The following is a 16532-nucleotide window of genomic DNA, read 5'->3' as shown; positions in this document are numbered from 1 at the left end:
ACCGGACCATGCAAACTCGTGACGACATTTTCAACACCCTGCGCGATGCCTTGGTCGAGCTTTTCGAACTGGACCCTGAGCGTGTGAGCCTGGAATCCAACCTGTATCAGGACCTGGAAATCGACAGCATCGACGCGGTCGACCTGATCGATCACATCAAACGTCAGACCGGCAAGAAAATCGCCGCCGAAGAATTCAAATCGGTGCGTACCGTCAGTGACGTGGTCGAGGCGGTCTACCGTCTGGTTCAACCCGCCGCATGAATCGACTGATTGGCCTCGGCCTGCTGCTGGCAGGCCTTTTGTATCCCTTTGCGGTGTATTTCGGCATGGAGCATTTCGCCCCGTGGCAGTTCGGGCTGCTGCTGGGCGGGCTGTGGCTGGCCCGGGCGCTGACCGGCAAACGACGGCCTGGCAGCCTGTGGATGGCCACGGTGGCCATTGTGTTCTGCCTGTTGCTGGCACTGTTCGACAGCCCGGCGCTATTGCGTTGGTATCCGGTGTTGATCAGCAGCTTCATGTTGGTGCTGTTCGGATCGAGCCTGACATTCGGCCCTCCGATCGTTGAACGCCTGGCCCGGGTACGCGAGCCGCAATTGCCGGCCGAGGGCATTCGCTATACCCGTCAGGTGACCATCGCCTGGAGCGTTTTTTTTCTTTGCAACGGTTTGTGTGCCGCCGCCCTGACCCTCTGGGCGCCGCTGAGCTGGTGGACGTTGTACACCGGTCTGATTTCCTACGGATTGATAGGCCTGATGTTTGCCATTGAATGGCTCATACGAATAAGGGTACGAGGCCACCCATGAATTGGATAAAACTTGAGCACCTGCTGCTCAAGGCTCAGCCGGAGCGCGCCGTAACCACTGCTCCGGCACTGGATCACGCCCGACTGTGCGAACAGGCGCTGCGCCTGGCCGCCGGCCTGCAAGCCCGGGGTGTCCGGCAGATGGCCGTGCACCTTGAGGATGCCGCCGACCTGGCGATTGCCCTGTTCGGCGCCTGGCGTGCCGGGGTCAGTGTGCTGCTGCCGTCCGACCTGCAACCGCAGACCCGCCAACGCTGGTCAGGTGATGTTGATCTGTGGCTGAGCGATCAGCCCGACGATGCGCACCTTGGCGACCTCCAACAGTCGCCGCTTAGTGCCGCCGCGCTGGACCTGGATAACTGCCGACTCAGCCTGTGCACATCCGGCTCCAGCGGCGAACCCAAGCGCATCGAAAAAAACCTGCGCCAACTGGCCAATGAAGTCGAAGCCCTGGAACAGCTGTGGGGCGCCGACCTGGGCCCGGCGTGCATCATTGGCAGCGTCGCCACCCAGCACATCTACGGCCTGCTGTTTCGGGTGCTTTGGCCACTGTGCGCCGGGCGCCCGTTCCTGCGTCGGCAGTTGGCCTTTCCGGAAGACCTGCAACGCGCCAGCCGCGAATACCCGGCCTTCACCTGGGTGGCCAGCCCGGCGCTGCTCAAGCGCATGGGCGACAACCTCGACTGGCCGGCCTTGAGCGCCGTACGCCGGGTGTTTTCCTCCGGCGGCGCATTGCCGGTCGAGGCCGCACAGAGCCTGCATGAGCGTCTGGGGCAATGGCCAACGGAAATCTTCGGCAGCTCGGAAACCGGCGGCATCGCCTGGCGTCAGGGCGCGGAACTGTGGCGACCCTTTGCCGATGTCACGCTGACACAAGACAGTGATGGGGCGCTGCTGATCGCTTCGCCCTACTTACCCGTCGGTCAAATCGAACACACGGCCGATTCAGCGCGCATCGCCATCGATGGTCGCTTCGAGTTGCTCGGGCGACTGGACCGGATCGTCAAACTGGAAGAAAAACGCATCTCGCTGCCGATGCTGGAACAGGCGCTGACGGCCCATGAATGGGTCATCGAAGCTCGGCTCGGCGTCGTTCAGGAAAACCGCGCCTCCCTGGGGGCGTTGCTGGTGCTGAGCGAGGCCGGTTTGCATGTGCTGCGCAATCACGGTCGACGCAGCCTCACCGAGCAATTGCGCCAGCACCTGAGCCAACACTGCGAAGCCCTGGCCCTGCCAAGACGCTGGCGCCTGCTACGACAACTGCCACTGAACGCTCAGGGCAAACTGCCCCAGGCCGACGTCGACGCCCTGCTGTTGGCGCCGCGCCCCAAAGCGCCCGAGGTGCTGGAGCAAGTCGAAAGCAATGGCGAGTGGAGCCTGCAACTGGCCGTGCCACCGGACCTGGCCTATTTCAGCGGTCATTTCCCCAAGGCGCCTGTGTTGCCTGGCGTGGTGCAGGTGGACTGGGCGCTGAGCCTGGGCCGGCAACTGATGAACCTGCCGAAAAAATTCGCCGGCATGGAAGTCTTGAAGTTCCAGCAACTGGTGCGCCCGGGCGACGAAATCCAGCTGCACCTGCGCTACGACCCGGCGCGCGGCAAATTGTATTTCGCCTATCGCAACGAAACCGCCACGTGTTCCAGCGGGCGGATCTTGCTGGAGGCGGAGCATGCATAGCCCCTGCGCCGTCGTCCCCGTGTACAACCACGAAAGCGCCATCACCACGGTGGTCGATGCCCTGATCGCCAGCAACCTGCCGTGCATTCTGGTGGACGATGCCAGCAGCCCGAGCTGCGCCCGGGTGCTGGATCGCCTGGCCCAGCGTGAAATGGTTTACCTGATCCGGCTGGCCGAAAACCAGGGCAAGGGTGGCGCGGTCATGACCGGTTTGCGCGAAGCTTCGCGCCTGGGTTTCAGCCATGCCTTGCAGGTGGATGCCGATGGCCAGCACGATTTGCAGGACGTCAGGCGTTTCATCGAACAATCACGCCGCTACCCACGAGCGTTGATTTGCGGCTATCCGCAATATGACGCCAGCGTGCCGAAAGGCCGTTTGTATGCGCGCTACCTGACTCACGTCATGGTCTGGATCAACACCCTGTCATTGCAGATTCGCGACTCCATGTGCGGTTTCCGGGTTTACCCATTGCCGCCGGTCCTGGCGGTGATCGAGTCAGCGAAAATCGGCAAGCGCATGGACTTCGACTCGGACATCCTGGTGCGCCTGACCTGGCGCAATCAGCCGATGCAATGGCTGCAAACCAAAGTCCATTACCCGCTGGACGGCGTTTCGCATTTTCGGATGTTCCACGACAACGTCCTGATTTCCAGCATGCACACGCGGCTGTTCTTCGGCATGTTGCTGCGCGCGCCAGTGATCCTCTGGCGACGGTGGCGGGCATGAGTTCAGACAAGCAGCATTGGGCCGACCGCGAAGAACGGGGCAGTTTCTGGCTGATGAAGCTCACCGCGTTCGGTGCCAAAGTGCTGGGCCGTCGAGTACTGAGCCCAGTGTTGTACGGCATCGTGTTGTACTTTTTCCTGTTCGGCCGCAGCGCCCGACACAGCGCCTGGCAATACCAACAACGCCTGGCCGACTGGAGCGGTCGCAGCGAATTGCGCCCGAGCCACTGGCGAGTGTTCGGCCAGTTCATGGCTTTCGCCGATTCCATGCTCGACAAACTCGACGTATGGAACGGCAAGCTGAGCATCGAACAGATCGAAATCATCGACCCGGCGCTGCTGCGCGACCAGTTGCGCGGCGCCCGCGGGCAAATGCTGGTGGGCGCGCACCTGGGTAATCTGGAAGTCTGCCGCGCACTGGCGGAGCTCGGCGAGAAAGTCACGATGAACGTGCTGGTGCACACCAAGCACGCCGAACAGTTCAACCGTTTGCTGGGCGAAGCCGGGGCGACCAATTTGCGCCTGATCCAGGTCAGCGAACTGGACCCCGGGATCATGCTGCAACTGAGCGAGCGCCTGGAACGCGGCGAGTGGCTGGCGATTGCCGGCGACCGAGTGCCGCTGCATGGCGGGCGCTGCGCGACCGTGGACTTTCTCGGTCATCCGGCCAGGTTCCCCCAGGGCCCGTGGCTGCTGGCCGGCCTGCTGAAATGCCCGGTCAACCTGCTGCTGTGCCTGAAAAAGCCCGACGGCGACTATCGACTGACCATTGAACCCTTCGCTGACGCAATCACCTGGAAGCGCAGCGACCGTGAACAGGTCATTCATCAGTGGGCCTCCCGCTACGCCGAACGCTTGGGTCACTATTGCCTCGAAGCGCCCCAACAATGGTTTAACTTTTACCCTTTCTGGAAGACCGATGACGACGCCAACGCTTGAGCCGGTAACCTTCGGCGAACGCCCTTTGCGCATTGAAGATGTGCTGGCACTGGCCAACCGCAAGGTGCCGACGCAGTTGCAAAGCGACCCTGCCTACCGCGAGCGCATCGCCAAGGGCGCGCGTTTTCTGGACTCTCTGCTGGACAAGGAAGGCGTGATCTACGGCGTAACCACCGGCTATGGCGATTCCTGCGTGGTCGCGGTGCCGCTGCATCACGTCGAGGCGCTGCCCCGTCACCTGTACACCTTCCACGGCTGCGGCCTGGGCAAACTGCTCGACGCCCAGGCCACCCGCGCGGTACTGGCGGCGCGTTTGCAGTCGTTGTGCCACGGTGTTTCCGGGGTGCGCGTGGAGCTGCTGGAGCGCCTGCAGGCGTTCCTTGAACACGACATCCTGCCGCTGATTCCGGAGGAAGGTTCGGTGGGCGCCAGTGGTGACCTGACGCCGCTTTCGTACGTTGCCGCCACGCTGTCCGGCGAACGCGAAGTGATGTTCCGCGGCGAGCGCCGGCAGGCTGCCGATGTGCACCGCGAACTCGGCTGGCAGCCACTGGTGTTGCGTCCAAAAGAAGCCCTGGCGCTGATGAACGGCACCGCGGTGATGACCGGTTTGGCCTGCCTGGCGTACGCCCGCGCCGATTACCTGCTGCATCTGGCCACGCGCATCACCGCGCTGAACGTGGTCGCCCTGCAAGGCAACCCGGAGCACTTCGACGAGCGCCTGTTCGCGACCAAGCCACACCCGGGGCAGATGCAGGTCGCCGCGTGGTTGCGCAAGGATCTGGCCATCGACGCGCCGACTGCCCCACTGCATCGCCTGCAAGACCGTTATTCCCTGCGCTGCGCGCCCCATGTGCTGGGCGTACTGGCAGACAGCCTGAACTGGCTGCGCTCGTTCATCGAGATCGAGCTCAACAGCGCCAACGACAACCCGATCATCGACGCCGAGGCCGAGCGCGTACTGCACGGTGGGCACTTCTACGGCGGGCACATTGCGTTCGCCATGGACAGCCTGAAAAACCTCGTGGCCAACGTCGCCGATCTGCTGGATCGGCAGCTCGCGCTGCTGGTGGACGAGCGCTACAACCATGGCTTGCCGAGCAACCTGTCGGGCGCCACGGCCGACCGCGCCATGCTCAACCACGGCTTCAAGGCGGTGCAAATCGGCACCAGCGCCTGGACCGCCGAAGCGCTGAAGAACACCATGCCGGCCAGCGTCTTCTCGCGCTCCACCGAATGCCACAACCAGGACAAAGTGAGCATGGGCACCATCGCCGCCCGGGATGCGATCCGCGTGCTGGAACTCACCGAACAGGTGGCGGCCGCTACGCTGCTGGCGGCCAATCAGGGCGTCTGGCTGCGCGGCCAGGCCGAAGATGCACGCCCCCTGCCACCCGCGTTGGCCGCCATGCATGAAGCCTTGGCCAAGGACTTCCCACCGGTCATTGAAGACCGCGCACTGGAAGGCGAATTGCGCCTGTGCCTGCAACGCATCGCCGAACAACACTGGAGGCTGCATGCGTAGCAAGGGATTTCTCTACACCGACACGGAAATCGTCGTACCGTTCTTTGACGTCGACAGCATGCACGTGGTCTGGCACGGCCATTACGTCAAATACCTGGAAGTCGCCCGCTGTGCGCTGCTGGACAAGATCGGCCACAACTACACGGCGATGAACGAATCCGGCTATGCGTGGCCGGTGATCGACCTGCAATTGCGCTACGTGCGCGGGGCGGTGTTCGGTCAGAAGCTCAACGTGCGCGCCAACCTGGTGGAGTGGGAGAACCGCTTGAAGATCAACTACCTGATCAGCGACCTGCAAACCGGTGAGCGTCTGACCCGGGCCATGTCGGTGCAGGTCGCCGTCGACATTGCCAGCCGCGAGATGCAACTGGCCTCGCCGAAGGTCTTCACCGACGCTGTTGAGAAGGCCCTGCCATGATTTTCTGCCATCCCCGTTCCCCTGTAGGAGCGAGCCTGCTCGCGATGGTCGTTAACGATAACGCTGGGTATCTGACACCCCGTGGCGCTCTCAGGTTTTTCGCGAGCAAGCTCGCTCCTACAGTGTTCTGCGTGCTACTGGGTATTCCTGGACTGGCCCATGCCTTCGATCTGCAACAGCTCAGCGATCAACTGGCCAGACCCGAGGTGATCCACGGCAATTTCATCCAGGAAAAACACCTGCGCGCCCTGCCCCAGCCGCTGACCAGCAAGGGCACGTTCGTGCTGGCAAAAAACCACGGCCTGTTATGGCTGTTGAAAACGCCCTTGCAACAGGACTACCGCATCACCGCCAAAGGCATTGCCCGACGTGACGGCAGTGTTTGGCAAATGCTGCCGGGCAAAAGCGCCGGTGCCGAGCAGAACCGTTTGTTCCTCGCCGTGCTGCAAGGCGATAGCAGTGGCCTGCAACGGGATTTCGAGCTGTCCCTGAGCGGCGACGCGCAGAACTGGAAGCTCACGCTGCTGCCACGCTCGATGCTGCTCAAGCAAGTGTTCAACCAGATCAACATTACCGGCGCAGAACTGGTACACAGCATCGAACTGCTCGAGACCCAGGGCGACAGCACGTTGTTGCGCATGCAGGACAGCACCAGCACCCAACCGTTGAGCGATGCGGAGCAGCATGACTTTGCCGAGTGAACGGTGGTTGCCACGGCTGTTTCTGATCCTGCTGCTGGCAGTACTGGCGCTCGCCGGTTGGCAATGGCGTGACGGCGCGCCGCTGTCGGCCAACCTGATGGATCTGGTGCCCGGCACAGCGCCCGATGCCCTGGAACTGCGCGCCGAACAGCGCATGCAAGAACCGCTGAACCGCGAAATGCTGGTGCTGGTCGGCCACAGCGATCGCCAGCAGGCCGTCGCCATGGCGCAGACACTCGGCGAGCAATGGCAGGCCAGCGGCTTGTTCGAAAAAGTCCAGTGGACCCTGCAAGCCGACTTGCCGGCGCTGCGCACGCAGTTGCTGCAAGGTCGCCTGGCGATGCTCCAGGCGGCGGACCGACAACTTCTGATCGAGCACCCCGACACCTTTATCCAGCAGCGGGTGCAGGCGTTGTTCGACCCGTTCAACGGTTACAGCCTGGTACCGAGCCAGGACGACTGGCTGGGCCTGACCGGGCGCATCCAGAACAGCCAGCCGCAACGTGGTTCGGTGCAACTGGACATCGGTAGCGGCGCCCTGGTCGCCGATGCCGATGGCAAGAGCTGGGTGCTCCTGCGCGCGCGCACCACCGGCAACGCCTTCGACATGAACCTGCCGCTGCAAGTGGCGGACCTGCTCAAGCACAGCCGCGAAGAAGCCGCCCGGCACGACGTGCAACTGCTCGCCGCCAGCGGCCTGTTGTACGCAGCCAGCGGGCAGCAGCAGGCCGCCCGGGAGATGACCTGGGTCGGCGGCGGTGCCACCGTGGGGATTTTGTTGCTGCTGCTGTTGGCCTTCCGGCGCTGGCGCGTTTTGCTGGCCTTCGTGCCGGTGCTGGTGGGCATGCTCTTCGGTGCGGTGGCCTGCGTGGCGTTGTTCGGCCATATGCACGTGATGACCCTGGTGCTGGGTTCGAGCCTGATTGGTGTCGCGGTCGACTACCCCCTGCATTACCTGTCCAAGAGCTGGAGCCTGAAACCCTGGCGCAGCTGGCCAGCCCTGCGCCTGACCTTGCCCGGCTTGACCCTGAGCCTGATCACCAGCGGCATCGGTTACCTGGCCCTGGCCTGGACACCCTTCCCGGCGCTGACCCAGATTGCCGCGTTCTCTGCCGCAGGGTTGCTCGGCGCCTATTTGTCCGCCGTGTGCCTGCTGCCGGCATTGCTCAAGGGCGTAGACCTGCGCCCGGCGCACTGGCCATTGCGCGTTTGCGAGTTTTTGCTGGGATGTCGTGAAGCGCTGCTCAAACAGCTGAAAACGCCAGTCTTGCTGGCGCTGCTGGTCGCCTTTTGCGTGGGCGGCCTGTTGCAGCTGAGCAGCAAAAACGACATCCGCCAGTGGATCAGCGCACCGCAACAATTGACCGACGAAGCCCAGGCCATTGCTCGAATCACCGGCTATCAACCCACCAGCCAGTTCTTCCTGATACGCGCCGCCAACCAGCAGCAACTGCTCGAACGCCAGACCGCTCTGAGAGAACGACTGGATCAATTGACAGGCCTGGAAAAGCTCCAGGGTTATCTGTCGCTCAATCAACTGGTCAGCCCGCCGAACGAACAGCAACAGGTGCGCGCAGCGTTGAGCAAACTGTCTACGTTCTGGCAACCCTTGCTCGAAATCGGCGTACCGGTCGAGGCGCTGCAAGCCGAGCTGGCGAAGCTTCAGGCATTGCCGACCGTGGACATCGAAGCAGCGCTCAGCGGCCCGTTGGCAGAACCCTACCGGGCCCTGTGGCTGGGGCCGACCGAAGACGGCGTGGCGGCAATGGTCAGCCTGCAAGGCATCAACAACACGGCCCTGCTGCGGCTCCAGGGCGAGGATTTACCCGGCGTGACACTGGTGGATCGACTGGGCGAGTTGAACAACGTCTTCGCGGCCACCCAAATCAGTGCCGCGGAACTGAAACTCGCCTCCTGCGTGTTGATCGTGCTGGTGCTGATCCTGCCGTTCGGCCTCGGCGGCGCGTTGCGCATCGTATCCCTGCCCCTGCTGGCGGCGTTGTGCAGCCTGGCCAGCCTCGGCTGGCTAGGGCAGCCGCTGACCCTGTTCAGCCTGTTCGGCCTGCTGCTGGTGACGGCGATCAGCGTCGATTACGCGATCCTGATGCGCGAACAGGTCGGCGGCGCAGCCGTGAGCCTGCTGGGCACCCTGCTGGCGGCATTGACCACCTGGCTGTCGTTCGGCCTGCTGGCGGTATCGAGCACCCCGGCGGTGAGCAACTTCGGACTGTCGGTGAGCCTGGGCCTGATCTTCAGCTTCCTGCTCGCACCATGGGCCGGTCGCCAGGTGCATGAGCCCACGGCCGTGGAGCGGGCAACATGATGGTCGTTCTGTTCTGGGCGATGGCACTGGTGTTGTTCGCCTTGGCGACCCGTGTCGGCCGGCATTTCGGCCTGATTCCCATCGTCAGCCAGTTATTGCTGGCGACCCTCGGCTTGCCGCTGTTGATGTATTTCTGGATCGAGCCCCAATGGCAATTGAGCGGTGCGCAGCTGGTGTCGCCGGGCTGGCTGAAGAACCTCTACAGCCTGAGCTTTGCCCTGTTGCTGGGCTACATCCTCAGCGATGTGATCGACCTGCAACTGGATCGCCAAAGCCTGAAAATCGCCCTGCCCAGTTTTTGCATTCCGTTTGCCTGCGGCCTAGCCACGGCCATCTGGCTGTTGCCGCCGCAACCGTGGATCAGCTCGCTGGCCGTCGGCCTGTTGTTCGCCATCACCGCGATTCCAGTGTTGTACCTGTACCTGCGGCACATCGATTACCCGCCCGCCGCCACCCGGCGACTGGTGCAAACCGCGATCCTCATCGACCTCGCCTGCTGGACCCTGTTCGGTATCGCCCAGGGCAGCCTGCACCTGAGCAGCCTGTTGCTGCCCCTGGCCGGCGCGTGCCTCCCGGTGCTGCTGCGGCTGCTGGGCCTGCGCCAGACGTGGCTCTACAGCCTGAGCTTTTTCGCCCTGCTGGTCGTCGCCGAACACTTCAAGCTCAATGCACTGATTTTCGGTATCGGCTATGTGTTGATCATGGCCGCGCTGAAAGCCCCACTGGTCCTGCCGTTGCCGGCCATGTGGATGAGCCGCTTGCAGACGTACATCGCCATCCCGCTGATCCTCACGTTCGGCATCGTGCAGATCAACGTGCACAGCGCGATGGACAGCCTCGGCTGGATGCAACTGGTCGCCCTGCTGCTGTTGCCGATGCTGAGCAAACTGCTGGGCAACTGGCTCGGCCTCGGCTGGGCCGGGACCTCGTTCCAGGGTGCCAGCCGCTGGCGGGAAAGTGTGCTGCTGAACATCCGTGGCTTGAGCGAGATCGTTTTTCTCAACCTGCTGCTGCAACAGCAACTCATCAGCCCGCCGTTGTACTTTGCCCTGATGCTGATGGGCCTGATCGCTACACTGCTGCCAGCCCTGACCGGCATGCACCGTATCCCCCTGAAAGCCGCTGTCCCCGCAAGGAGCCCCCATGCCAACCGTTGAGATGGAATGCCGCCAGGTCGTGATCATCGGCGCCGGACCTTCCGGCGCCATCGCCGCCGCGTTGCTCAAGCGCAAGGGACACGATGTGCTGGTGATCGAGCGGCAGCATTTTCCACGGTTTTCCATCGGCGAAAGCCTATTGGCCCATTGCCTGGATTTCGTCGAAGAAGCGGGCATGCTCGACGCCGTCAACGCCGCCGGCTTCCAGCTGAAAACCGGTGCCGCGTTTGCCTGGGGCGAGCGCTACAGCGCCTTCGATTTCGGCGAGACGTTCAGCCACGGCAAATCGACGACCTTTCAGGTCCAGCGCGCCGATTTCGATAAGCTGCTGGCCGATCAGGCCGCGCTGCAAGGCGTGGAGATCCGCTATGGCGAAACCATCGTCAGCGTCGACATTGCCCCGGGGAAACCGCAGCTCGGCGTGCGCCGCGAAGACGGTAGCGAGTACCGCATCGAGGCTGACTTCCTGCTTGATGCGAGCGGTTACGGCCGCGTGCTGCCGCGCTTGCTCGACCTCGAGGCGCCGTCGAATTTCCCGGTGCGCCAGGCCGTGTTCACGCACGTCGAAGACCGTATCGACCACCCGGGCTTCGACCGCAGCAAAATCCTCGTGACCACTCATCCGACCCAGCGCGATGTTTGGTTCTGGACCATCCCGTTCAGCAACGGGCGCTGCTCGGTCGGCGTGGTCGCCGCAGAGGAGCGTTTCGCAGGCCGCAGCGACAATCTGGACGAGTGCCTGCGCGGCTTTATCGCCGAGACGCCAAGCTTGGCCCGCGTGTTGCAAAATGCGCAGTGGGACACCGAGGCCCGAACCATCGGCGGTTACTCGGCCAACGTCAAAACCCTGCACGGCCCGGGCTTCGCGCTGCTGGGCAATGCCGCGGAATTCCTCGACCCGGTGTTTTCCTCCGGCGTGACCATCGCCATGCGTTCGGCGAGCATGGCCGCTGGGGTATTGCACCGTCAGCTGCAAGGCGAAGCCGTCGACTGGCAAACCGAGTTCGCCGAACCGCTCAAGCGCGGCGTCGACACGTTCCGCTGCTATGTCGAAGGCTGGTACGCGGGGACATTCCAGGACGTGATTTTCCATGAGAGCAGCTCACCGGAAATCCGCGGGATGATCAGTTCCATTCTTGCCGGATATGCCTGGGACCGACGCAATCCGTTCGTCAGCGCAGCCAGGCGCCGGTTGAAGGCGATTTCGGAGTTCTGTGCAAGGGATGCGTCATGAACTACTTGAGCGACAACTACGTCGAAGAAACCCGTTTCGGTTTGTGGTTCCTGCGCAGCCAGATCTGGCAACACTATGTGCTGCGGTTGGCGATCAACGACTTGCACAACCTGTTCAGTGAAGCGCTGCCTGTCAGCCCGGTGCTGCTGGATGCCGGTTGCGGCCAGGGCAAGTCATTCCCGCTGCTGCGCCAGGCCTTTGCGCCCGGTCGTCTGATTGGCGTCGATGCTGATCCACAAAGCCTGATCCAGAGCCGCGAAGAAGCGGCCCGCCAGGGCATGGAAGTGGAGTTGATCGGCGGCGACTGCGCCAGCCTGAACCTGCCGGACGCCAGTATCGACCTGCTGTTCTGTCACCAGACCTTCCATCACCTGGTGGAGCAGGAACAGGCACTGGCCGAGTTCTACCGCGTACTCAAACCCGGCGGTTATCTGCTGTTCGCCGAATCCACCGAGGCTTACATTGATACCTGGGTGATCCGTTGGTTGTTTCGCCACCCCATGCACGTGCAAAAAAGCGCTGCGCAGTACCTGCAAATGATTCGCCGGCAAGGTTTCGAATTTACCGCGCAAAACGTGTCTTATCCGTATCTCTGGTGGAGTCGCGCCAAGGATTTCGGCCTGCTCGAATATTTGGGTGTGTGCAAGCCAAAACCCTTTGGCCAACGGGAAGAAACCCTGGTCAATGTGGTGGCGCGCAAACCTTTTGAAGGAACTGTGTGATGTTCATTGCCAACCGCTTGAAACACCAAACCTGTGGGAGCGAGCTCGCTCGCGATAGCGGTGGGTCAGTCAATATCAATGTTGAATGTATCGCCGCCATCGCGAGCAAGCTCGCTCCCACAGGGGTAACCGGCGTTATGCGATTTCTGTTACTTGCCGTAGCCCTGCTGTTGAGCGCCTGCGCCGGCCGGGCGCCGCTGCCCGAGCAAAACCCGGATCTGCCGTTGCCGCTGCAACTGCACATCCAGCTCTTGCAGCCCGACGACCGCCAGGACTGGGTGCTGGTGATCCAGCGTGAAGAGACGGGTATTCGCTGGTCGATGATGGACCTGTTGGGCATTCCCCAGGCCCGCCAGAAATTGATCGATAAAACCTGGGAGTCCGATGGTTTCCTGCCGCCCAATCCGCAAGCCCGGGAACTGTTCGCGGCGCTGCTGTTTGCGCTGACGCCGCAAGAAGAACTGGCGGCCAACTATCCCGGTGCCTGGCAGTACGGCAGACAACGGTCCCTGCCCGAGCGCTGGGACATTCGCTACGCACAACCGCAGAATTTTGAATTGAAGCTACCGCATGGTCCGAGCTATCAAGTCACGCCCCTGAGCGGTGAAACGCCATGACGGTTTACCTCAATGCCCTCGGACTGGTCTGCGCACTGGGCCGCGACAAACAGGAAGTCGCCCGCAACCTGTTTGCCGGCGACTGCGGCGGCATGCGCGAACAAACCGGGTGGGTGCCGCAACGCACACTGCCGGTCGGTGCGGTCCTGGGCAAACTGGCAAGCATTCCGGCCGACATGTCGCGCCATCACAGTCGCAACAATCAGTTGTTGCTGGAGGCCACGCTGCAAATCCGCCCGGACATCGACAGCGCGATCCAGACCTACGGCCGCGACCGCATCGGTGTCGTGCTGGGCACCAGCACCTCGGGTATCGACGAGGCCAGCCAGGGACTGGCGCATTACCTGCGTGAAAAGCAGTTCCCTGCCGAGTACGACTATCAGCAACAGGAACTCGGGGCGCCGGCGAACTTCCTCGCCGAGTGGCTGCAATTGAGCGGGCCGACCTATGTCATTTCCACGGCCTGCACCTCCAGCGCCCGGGCCTTGATGAGCGCCCAGCGCCTGTTGGACCTTGGCATGTGCGACGCGGTGCTGTGTGGCGGTGTCGACACCTTGTGCAAGCTGACACTCAACGGTTTCTCGGCGCTCGAAGCGGTCTCGGAACAACGCTGCAATCCGTTTTCGGTGAACCGCAATGGCATCAACATTGGCGAAGCGGCGGTGCTGTTCCTGATGACCAGACGTGCAGCCGACAGCCAGGCGATTGCCTTGCTCGGCAGCGGCGCCAGTTCCGATGCGCATCACATCTCCGCCCCGGAGCCGACTGGTCGTGGCGCCCTGCAAGCGATGCGCAAAGCCCTGGGCCGCGCCAACCTGCAACCGGAGCAGATCGCTTATCTGAACCTGCACGGCACCGCCACCCAGCACAACGACGCCATGGAAAGCCAGGCCGTGGCGACCCTGTTCCCGACTGGCGTACCCTGTTCGTCGAGCAAACCCATGACCGGCCACACCCTCGGTGCCGCCGGGGCGCTGGAGGCGGCGTTCTGCTGGTTGAGCCTGAGCCCGGACAATCGCGAGCATGCCCTGCCGCCCCACGTCTGGGACGGACAGCCCGATCCCGAATTGCCGCCGCTGCAATGGGTGACCCCGGCCACTCGCCTGACGTCCATTGCACCCCGCTACCTGATGAGCAACTCCTTTGCCTTCGGTGGCAACAACGTCAGCCTGATTATCGGAGACGCCCCATGATTGACTGGCCGATCGCCGAACTGCTGCCCCACGCGGGTGACATGATTCTTATCGATCAGATCCTGGCGTTCGATGAAGAGCAGATTCACACGCGCCTGACCGTCAAGCCCGATGGCCTGTTCAACCTCCCCGACGGCAGCCTGCCGGCCTGGGTCGGCATCGAACTGATGGCCCAGAGCGTGGCCGCCTTCGCCGGTTGCCATGCGCGCCAGCGCGGTGATGAGGTGGAATTGGGATTCCTGCTCGGCAGCCGAAAATTCGAATGCAACGTCGAAAGTTTTCCGGCCGGCACCGAGTTGACCATCCACGGTATTCGCTCCCTGGAAGACGATAACGGCATGGGCGTGTTCGAATGCCACATCAACGCCCCCGGCATTCACGTTACCGCCCGTCTGAATGTGTTCCGCCCACCCCAGGCCGCTCAATATCTCCATGAACCCGAAGGAGTCCAGTGATGACTGAATCCGTACTGGTCACCGGTTCCAGCCGTGGCATCGGCCGCGCCATCGCCTTGCGCCTGGCCCAGGCCGGGCACGACATCGTGTTGCATTGCCGCAGCGGCCTGGCCGACGCCGAAGCCGTCAAGGCCGAAGTCGAGGCCTTGGGCCGTCGTGCGCGCATCCTGCAGTTCGACGTGGCCGACCGCGCCCGCAGCAAGGAAATTCTCGAAGCCGACGTGGAAACCCACGGCGCCTATTACGGCGTAGTGCTCAATGCCGGCCTGACCCGCGACGGTGCCTTTCCCGCCCTTAGCGAGGAGGATTGGGATGTGGTGATGCGCACCAACCTCGACGGTTTCTACAACGTGCTGCACCCGGTGATGATGCCGATGATCCGTCGTCGCGCCGCCGGGCGGATTGTCTGCATCACCTCGGTGTCGGGTTTGATCGGCAACCGTGGCCAGGTCAACTACAGCGCCTCCAAGGCCGGCTTGATCGGCGCGGCCAAAGCATTGGCGATCGAGCTGGGCAAGCGCAAAATCACCGTTAACTGTGTCGCACCCGGCCTGATCGACACAGCCATGCTCGACGAGAATGTGCCGGTGGAAGAACTGATGAAAATGATCCCCGCACAACGCATGGGCACCCCTGAAGAGGTGGCCGGCGCCGTGAATTTCCTGATGTCGGCGGAAGCCTCGTACATCACCCGGCAGGTTCTGGCCGTCAACGGAGGCCTGTGCTGATGAAGCGCGTCGTCGTCACCGGCATGGCCGGCATCACCTCACTGGGCAGCGACTGGGACACCATCGCCGGCAACTTCGCGGCCAACCGCAGCGGCATCCGCCGGATGGACGAGTGGGATCGTTTTACCGAGCTCAACACGCGTCTGGCTGGCCCCATCGATGACTTCAAGGTGCCGAGCCACTGGACCCGCAAGCAACTGCGAAGCATGGGCCGGGTCTCGCGGCTTGCCGTGGGTGCGGCGGAGATGGCGCTGGCCGATGCCGGCCTGCTGGGCGACGAATCGATCAAGGACGGGCGCATGGGCGTCGCCTGCGGCTCCTCGACCGGCAGCACCGACGAGATCAAGGCGTTTGGCAACATGCTGCTCAACTCAGTGGCCGAAGGCCTGAACGCCAACTCCTACGTGCGGATGATGCCGCACACCACCGCGGCCAATATCAGCATCTTCTTCGGCCTCACCGGTCGCTTGATCCCGACGTCCAGCGCCTGCACCAGCGGCAGCCAGGGCATCGGCTATGCCTACGAGGCGATCAAGTTCGGGCGCCTGCCGCTGATGCTCGCCGGCGGTGCCGAGGAACTGTGCCCGACCGAAGCCATGGTCTTCGACGCGCTCTACGCCACCAGCCTGAAAAACGACACCCCACAACGCAGCCCGCGCCCTTACGACACCGCACGCGACGGCCTGGTGATCGGCGAAGGCGGCGGCATGCTGGTGCTCGAAGAACTGGAACACGCCCTGGCCCGTGGCGCCCGCATCCATGCCGAGATCGTCGGTTTCGGCAGCAACGCCGACGGCCAGCACACCACCCGTCCCGAACAAATCACCATGCGCCGGGCCATGGAACTGGCCCTGGAGGACGCCGGGCTGAAACCTTCGGACATCGGCTACGTCAACGGCCACGGCACCGCCACCGAACAGGGCGACATTGCCGAAACCCTGGCCACCAGCAGCCTGTTCGGCGAACACATGCCGATCAGCTCGCAAAAGAGCTTCCTCGGCCACACCCTCGGCGCCTGTGGTGCGCTGGAATCATGGTTCAGCATCGAAATGATGAACCGCGACCTGTACGCCCACACCTTCAACCTCGACGAAGTCGACCCCCATTGCGGCAAGCTCGACTACCTGCGCGGCGAGTTTCGGCAGATGAGCAACCGGTACGTGATGAACAACAACTTTGCGTTTGGCGGGGTGAATACGTCGCTGATTTTCAAGCGCTGGCCGTAACCTGAAATATTTCCCCTGTAGGAGCGAGCCTGCTCGCGAAAAACGTCCGGGCACCACGTTCATTCAGGCTGCCCGCGTTATCGTTGA

General features: G+C 62.9%; 17 protein-coding genes. All 17 read left to right on the top strand.

Annotated features, from left to right (window positions below; genetic code table 11):
• The first annotated feature begins 8 nt into the window (after nt 1-8).
• From PSJE_RS21775 to PSJE_RS21695, 17 genes are read left to right on the top strand one after another with little or no spacing between them, the layout of a single operon-like run.
• The gene (locus PSJE_RS21775; protein ID WP_007992314.1) at nt 9-263 is read left to right on the top strand and encodes an acyl carrier protein; all 255 of its coding nucleotides are present in this window, start codon (nt 9-11) and stop codon (nt 261-263) included.
• Nucleotides 260-805: a COG4648 family protein gene (locus PSJE_RS21770; RefSeq protein ID WP_090452738.1), complete on the top strand. Its 546-nt coding sequence runs from the start codon at nt 260-262 to the stop codon at nt 803-805. The genes PSJE_RS21775 and PSJE_RS21770 overlap by 4 nt, the downstream gene beginning before the upstream one ends.
• Complete coding sequence (locus tag PSJE_RS21765; protein WP_090452736.1) at nt 802-2481, top strand: acyl-CoA synthetase family protein; 1680 nt, start codon at nt 802-804, stop codon at nt 2479-2481. The genes PSJE_RS21770 and PSJE_RS21765 overlap by 4 nt, the downstream gene beginning before the upstream one ends.
• Nucleotides 2474-3208, top strand: coding sequence for a glycosyltransferase family 2 protein (locus PSJE_RS21760; RefSeq protein ID WP_057712316.1), 735 nt, complete (start codon nt 2474-2476; stop codon nt 3206-3208). Before PSJE_RS21765 ends, PSJE_RS21760 begins: the two co-directional genes overlap by 8 nt.
• Nucleotides 3205-4146 carry a lysophospholipid acyltransferase family protein gene (locus PSJE_RS21755; protein WP_057712317.1) on the top strand — a complete coding sequence of 314 codons (942 nt, stop codon included), beginning with the start codon at nt 3205-3207 and terminating at the stop codon, nt 4144-4146. The genes PSJE_RS21760 and PSJE_RS21755 overlap by 4 nt, the downstream gene beginning before the upstream one ends.
• Nucleotides 4127-5671, top strand: a complete 1545-nt coding sequence (locus tag PSJE_RS21750; protein WP_057712318.1) for an HAL/PAL/TAL family ammonia-lyase — start codon at nt 4127-4129, stop codon at nt 5669-5671. Before PSJE_RS21755 ends, PSJE_RS21750 begins: the two co-directional genes overlap by 20 nt.
• On the top strand, nt 5664-6089 hold the full coding sequence (locus PSJE_RS21745; RefSeq protein ID WP_057712319.1) for an acyl-CoA thioesterase: 426 nt from the start codon (nt 5664-5666) through the stop codon (nt 6087-6089). The genes PSJE_RS21750 and PSJE_RS21745 overlap by 8 nt, the downstream gene beginning before the upstream one ends.
• Nucleotides 6086-6790, top strand: coding sequence for an outer membrane lipoprotein carrier protein LolA (locus PSJE_RS21740; RefSeq protein WP_090452734.1), 705 nt, complete (start codon nt 6086-6088; stop codon nt 6788-6790). The genes PSJE_RS21745 and PSJE_RS21740 overlap by 4 nt, the downstream gene beginning before the upstream one ends.
• Nucleotides 6774-9113, top strand: a complete 2340-nt coding sequence (locus tag PSJE_RS21735) for an MMPL family transporter (protein ID WP_090452732.1) — start codon at nt 6774-6776, stop codon at nt 9111-9113. The genes PSJE_RS21740 and PSJE_RS21735 overlap by 17 nt, the downstream gene beginning before the upstream one ends.
• Nucleotides 9110-10270 carry a sodium:proton antiporter gene (locus tag PSJE_RS21730; RefSeq protein WP_090452730.1) on the top strand — a complete coding sequence of 387 codons (1161 nt, stop codon included), beginning with the start codon at nt 9110-9112 and terminating at the stop codon, nt 10268-10270. The genes PSJE_RS21735 and PSJE_RS21730 overlap by 4 nt, the downstream gene beginning before the upstream one ends.
• The gene (locus PSJE_RS21725; RefSeq protein ID WP_090452728.1) at nt 10257-11504 is read left to right on the top strand and encodes an NAD(P)/FAD-dependent oxidoreductase; all 1248 of its coding nucleotides are present in this window, start codon (nt 10257-10259) and stop codon (nt 11502-11504) included. The genes PSJE_RS21730 and PSJE_RS21725 overlap by 14 nt, the downstream gene beginning before the upstream one ends.
• The gene (locus PSJE_RS21720) at nt 11501-12226 is read left to right on the top strand and encodes a class I SAM-dependent methyltransferase (RefSeq protein ID WP_090452726.1); all 726 of its coding nucleotides are present in this window, start codon (nt 11501-11503) and stop codon (nt 12224-12226) included. The genes PSJE_RS21725 and PSJE_RS21720 overlap by 4 nt, the downstream gene beginning before the upstream one ends.
• Nucleotides 12226-12843, top strand: a complete 618-nt coding sequence (locus tag PSJE_RS21715) for a hypothetical protein (protein ID WP_090452724.1) — start codon at nt 12226-12228, stop codon at nt 12841-12843. The genes PSJE_RS21720 and PSJE_RS21715 overlap by 1 nt, the downstream gene beginning before the upstream one ends.
• The gene (locus PSJE_RS21710) at nt 12840-14036 is read left to right on the top strand and encodes a beta-ketoacyl-[acyl-carrier-protein] synthase family protein (protein ID WP_090452722.1); all 1197 of its coding nucleotides are present in this window, start codon (nt 12840-12842) and stop codon (nt 14034-14036) included. The genes PSJE_RS21715 and PSJE_RS21710 overlap by 4 nt, the downstream gene beginning before the upstream one ends.
• Entirely contained in the window at nt 14033-14491 is a 459-nt protein-coding gene (locus tag PSJE_RS21705; RefSeq protein WP_057712326.1) for a hotdog family protein, read from the top strand. Before PSJE_RS21710 ends, PSJE_RS21705 begins: the two co-directional genes overlap by 4 nt.
• On the top strand, nt 14491-15219 hold the full coding sequence (gene fabG, locus PSJE_RS21700) for a 3-oxoacyl-ACP reductase FabG (RefSeq protein WP_090452720.1): 729 nt from the start codon (nt 14491-14493) through the stop codon (nt 15217-15219). The genes PSJE_RS21705 and fabG overlap by 1 nt, the downstream gene beginning before the upstream one ends.
• Nucleotides 15219-16445 (top strand): beta-ketoacyl-ACP synthase, encoded by a 1227-nt coding sequence (locus tag PSJE_RS21695; RefSeq protein WP_090452718.1) that lies wholly within the window; start codon nt 15219-15221, stop codon nt 16443-16445. Before fabG ends, PSJE_RS21695 begins: the two co-directional genes overlap by 1 nt.
• The last annotated feature ends 87 nt before the right edge of the window (nt 16446-16532 follow it).

The sequence above is a fragment of the Pseudomonas jessenii genome (genome assembly GCF_002236115.1).
GTDB classification, from domain to species: domain Bacteria; phylum Pseudomonadota; class Gammaproteobacteria; order Pseudomonadales; family Pseudomonadaceae; genus Aquipseudomonas; species Aquipseudomonas jessenii.
This window is presented reverse-complemented; position numbering and strand designations above follow the sequence as displayed.

Bases quoted from the DNA above. Each gene is read 5' to 3' on its own strand.
- PSJE_RS21775 (WP_007992314.1), top strand. From the start codon at position 9: ATGCAAACTCGTGACGACATTTTCAACACCCTGCGCGATGCCTTGGTC.
- PSJE_RS21770 (WP_090452738.1), top strand. From the start codon at position 260: ATGAATCGACTGATTGGCCTCGGCCTGCTGCTGGCAGGCCTTTTGTAT.
- PSJE_RS21765 (WP_090452736.1), top strand. From the start codon at position 802: ATGAATTGGATAAAACTTGAGCACCTGCTGCTCAAGGCTCAGCCGGAG.
- PSJE_RS21760 (WP_057712316.1), top strand. From the start codon at position 2,474: ATGCATAGCCCCTGCGCCGTCGTCCCCGTGTACAACCACGAAAGCGCC.
- PSJE_RS21755 (WP_057712317.1), top strand. From the start codon at position 3,205: ATGAGTTCAGACAAGCAGCATTGGGCCGACCGCGAAGAACGGGGCAGT.
- PSJE_RS21750 (WP_057712318.1), top strand. From the start codon at position 4,127: ATGACGACGCCAACGCTTGAGCCGGTAACCTTCGGCGAACGCCCTTTG.
- PSJE_RS21745 (WP_057712319.1), top strand. From the start codon at position 5,664: ATGCGTAGCAAGGGATTTCTCTACACCGACACGGAAATCGTCGTACCG.
- PSJE_RS21740 (WP_090452734.1), top strand. From the start codon at position 6,086: ATGATTTTCTGCCATCCCCGTTCCCCTGTAGGAGCGAGCCTGCTCGCG.
- PSJE_RS21735 (WP_090452732.1), top strand. From the start codon at position 6,774: ATGACTTTGCCGAGTGAACGGTGGTTGCCACGGCTGTTTCTGATCCTG.
- PSJE_RS21730 (WP_090452730.1), top strand. From the start codon at position 9,110: ATGATGGTCGTTCTGTTCTGGGCGATGGCACTGGTGTTGTTCGCCTTG.
- PSJE_RS21725 (WP_090452728.1), top strand. From the start codon at position 10,257: ATGCCAACCGTTGAGATGGAATGCCGCCAGGTCGTGATCATCGGCGCC.
- PSJE_RS21720 (WP_090452726.1), top strand. From the start codon at position 11,501: ATGAACTACTTGAGCGACAACTACGTCGAAGAAACCCGTTTCGGTTTG.
- PSJE_RS21715 (WP_090452724.1), top strand. From the start codon at position 12,226: ATGTTCATTGCCAACCGCTTGAAACACCAAACCTGTGGGAGCGAGCTC.
- PSJE_RS21710 (WP_090452722.1), top strand. From the start codon at position 12,840: ATGACGGTTTACCTCAATGCCCTCGGACTGGTCTGCGCACTGGGCCGC.
- PSJE_RS21705 (WP_057712326.1), top strand. From the start codon at position 14,033: ATGATTGACTGGCCGATCGCCGAACTGCTGCCCCACGCGGGTGACATG.
- fabG (WP_090452720.1), top strand. From the start codon at position 14,491: ATGACTGAATCCGTACTGGTCACCGGTTCCAGCCGTGGCATCGGCCGC.
- PSJE_RS21695 (WP_090452718.1), top strand. From the start codon at position 15,219: ATGAAGCGCGTCGTCGTCACCGGCATGGCCGGCATCACCTCACTGGGC.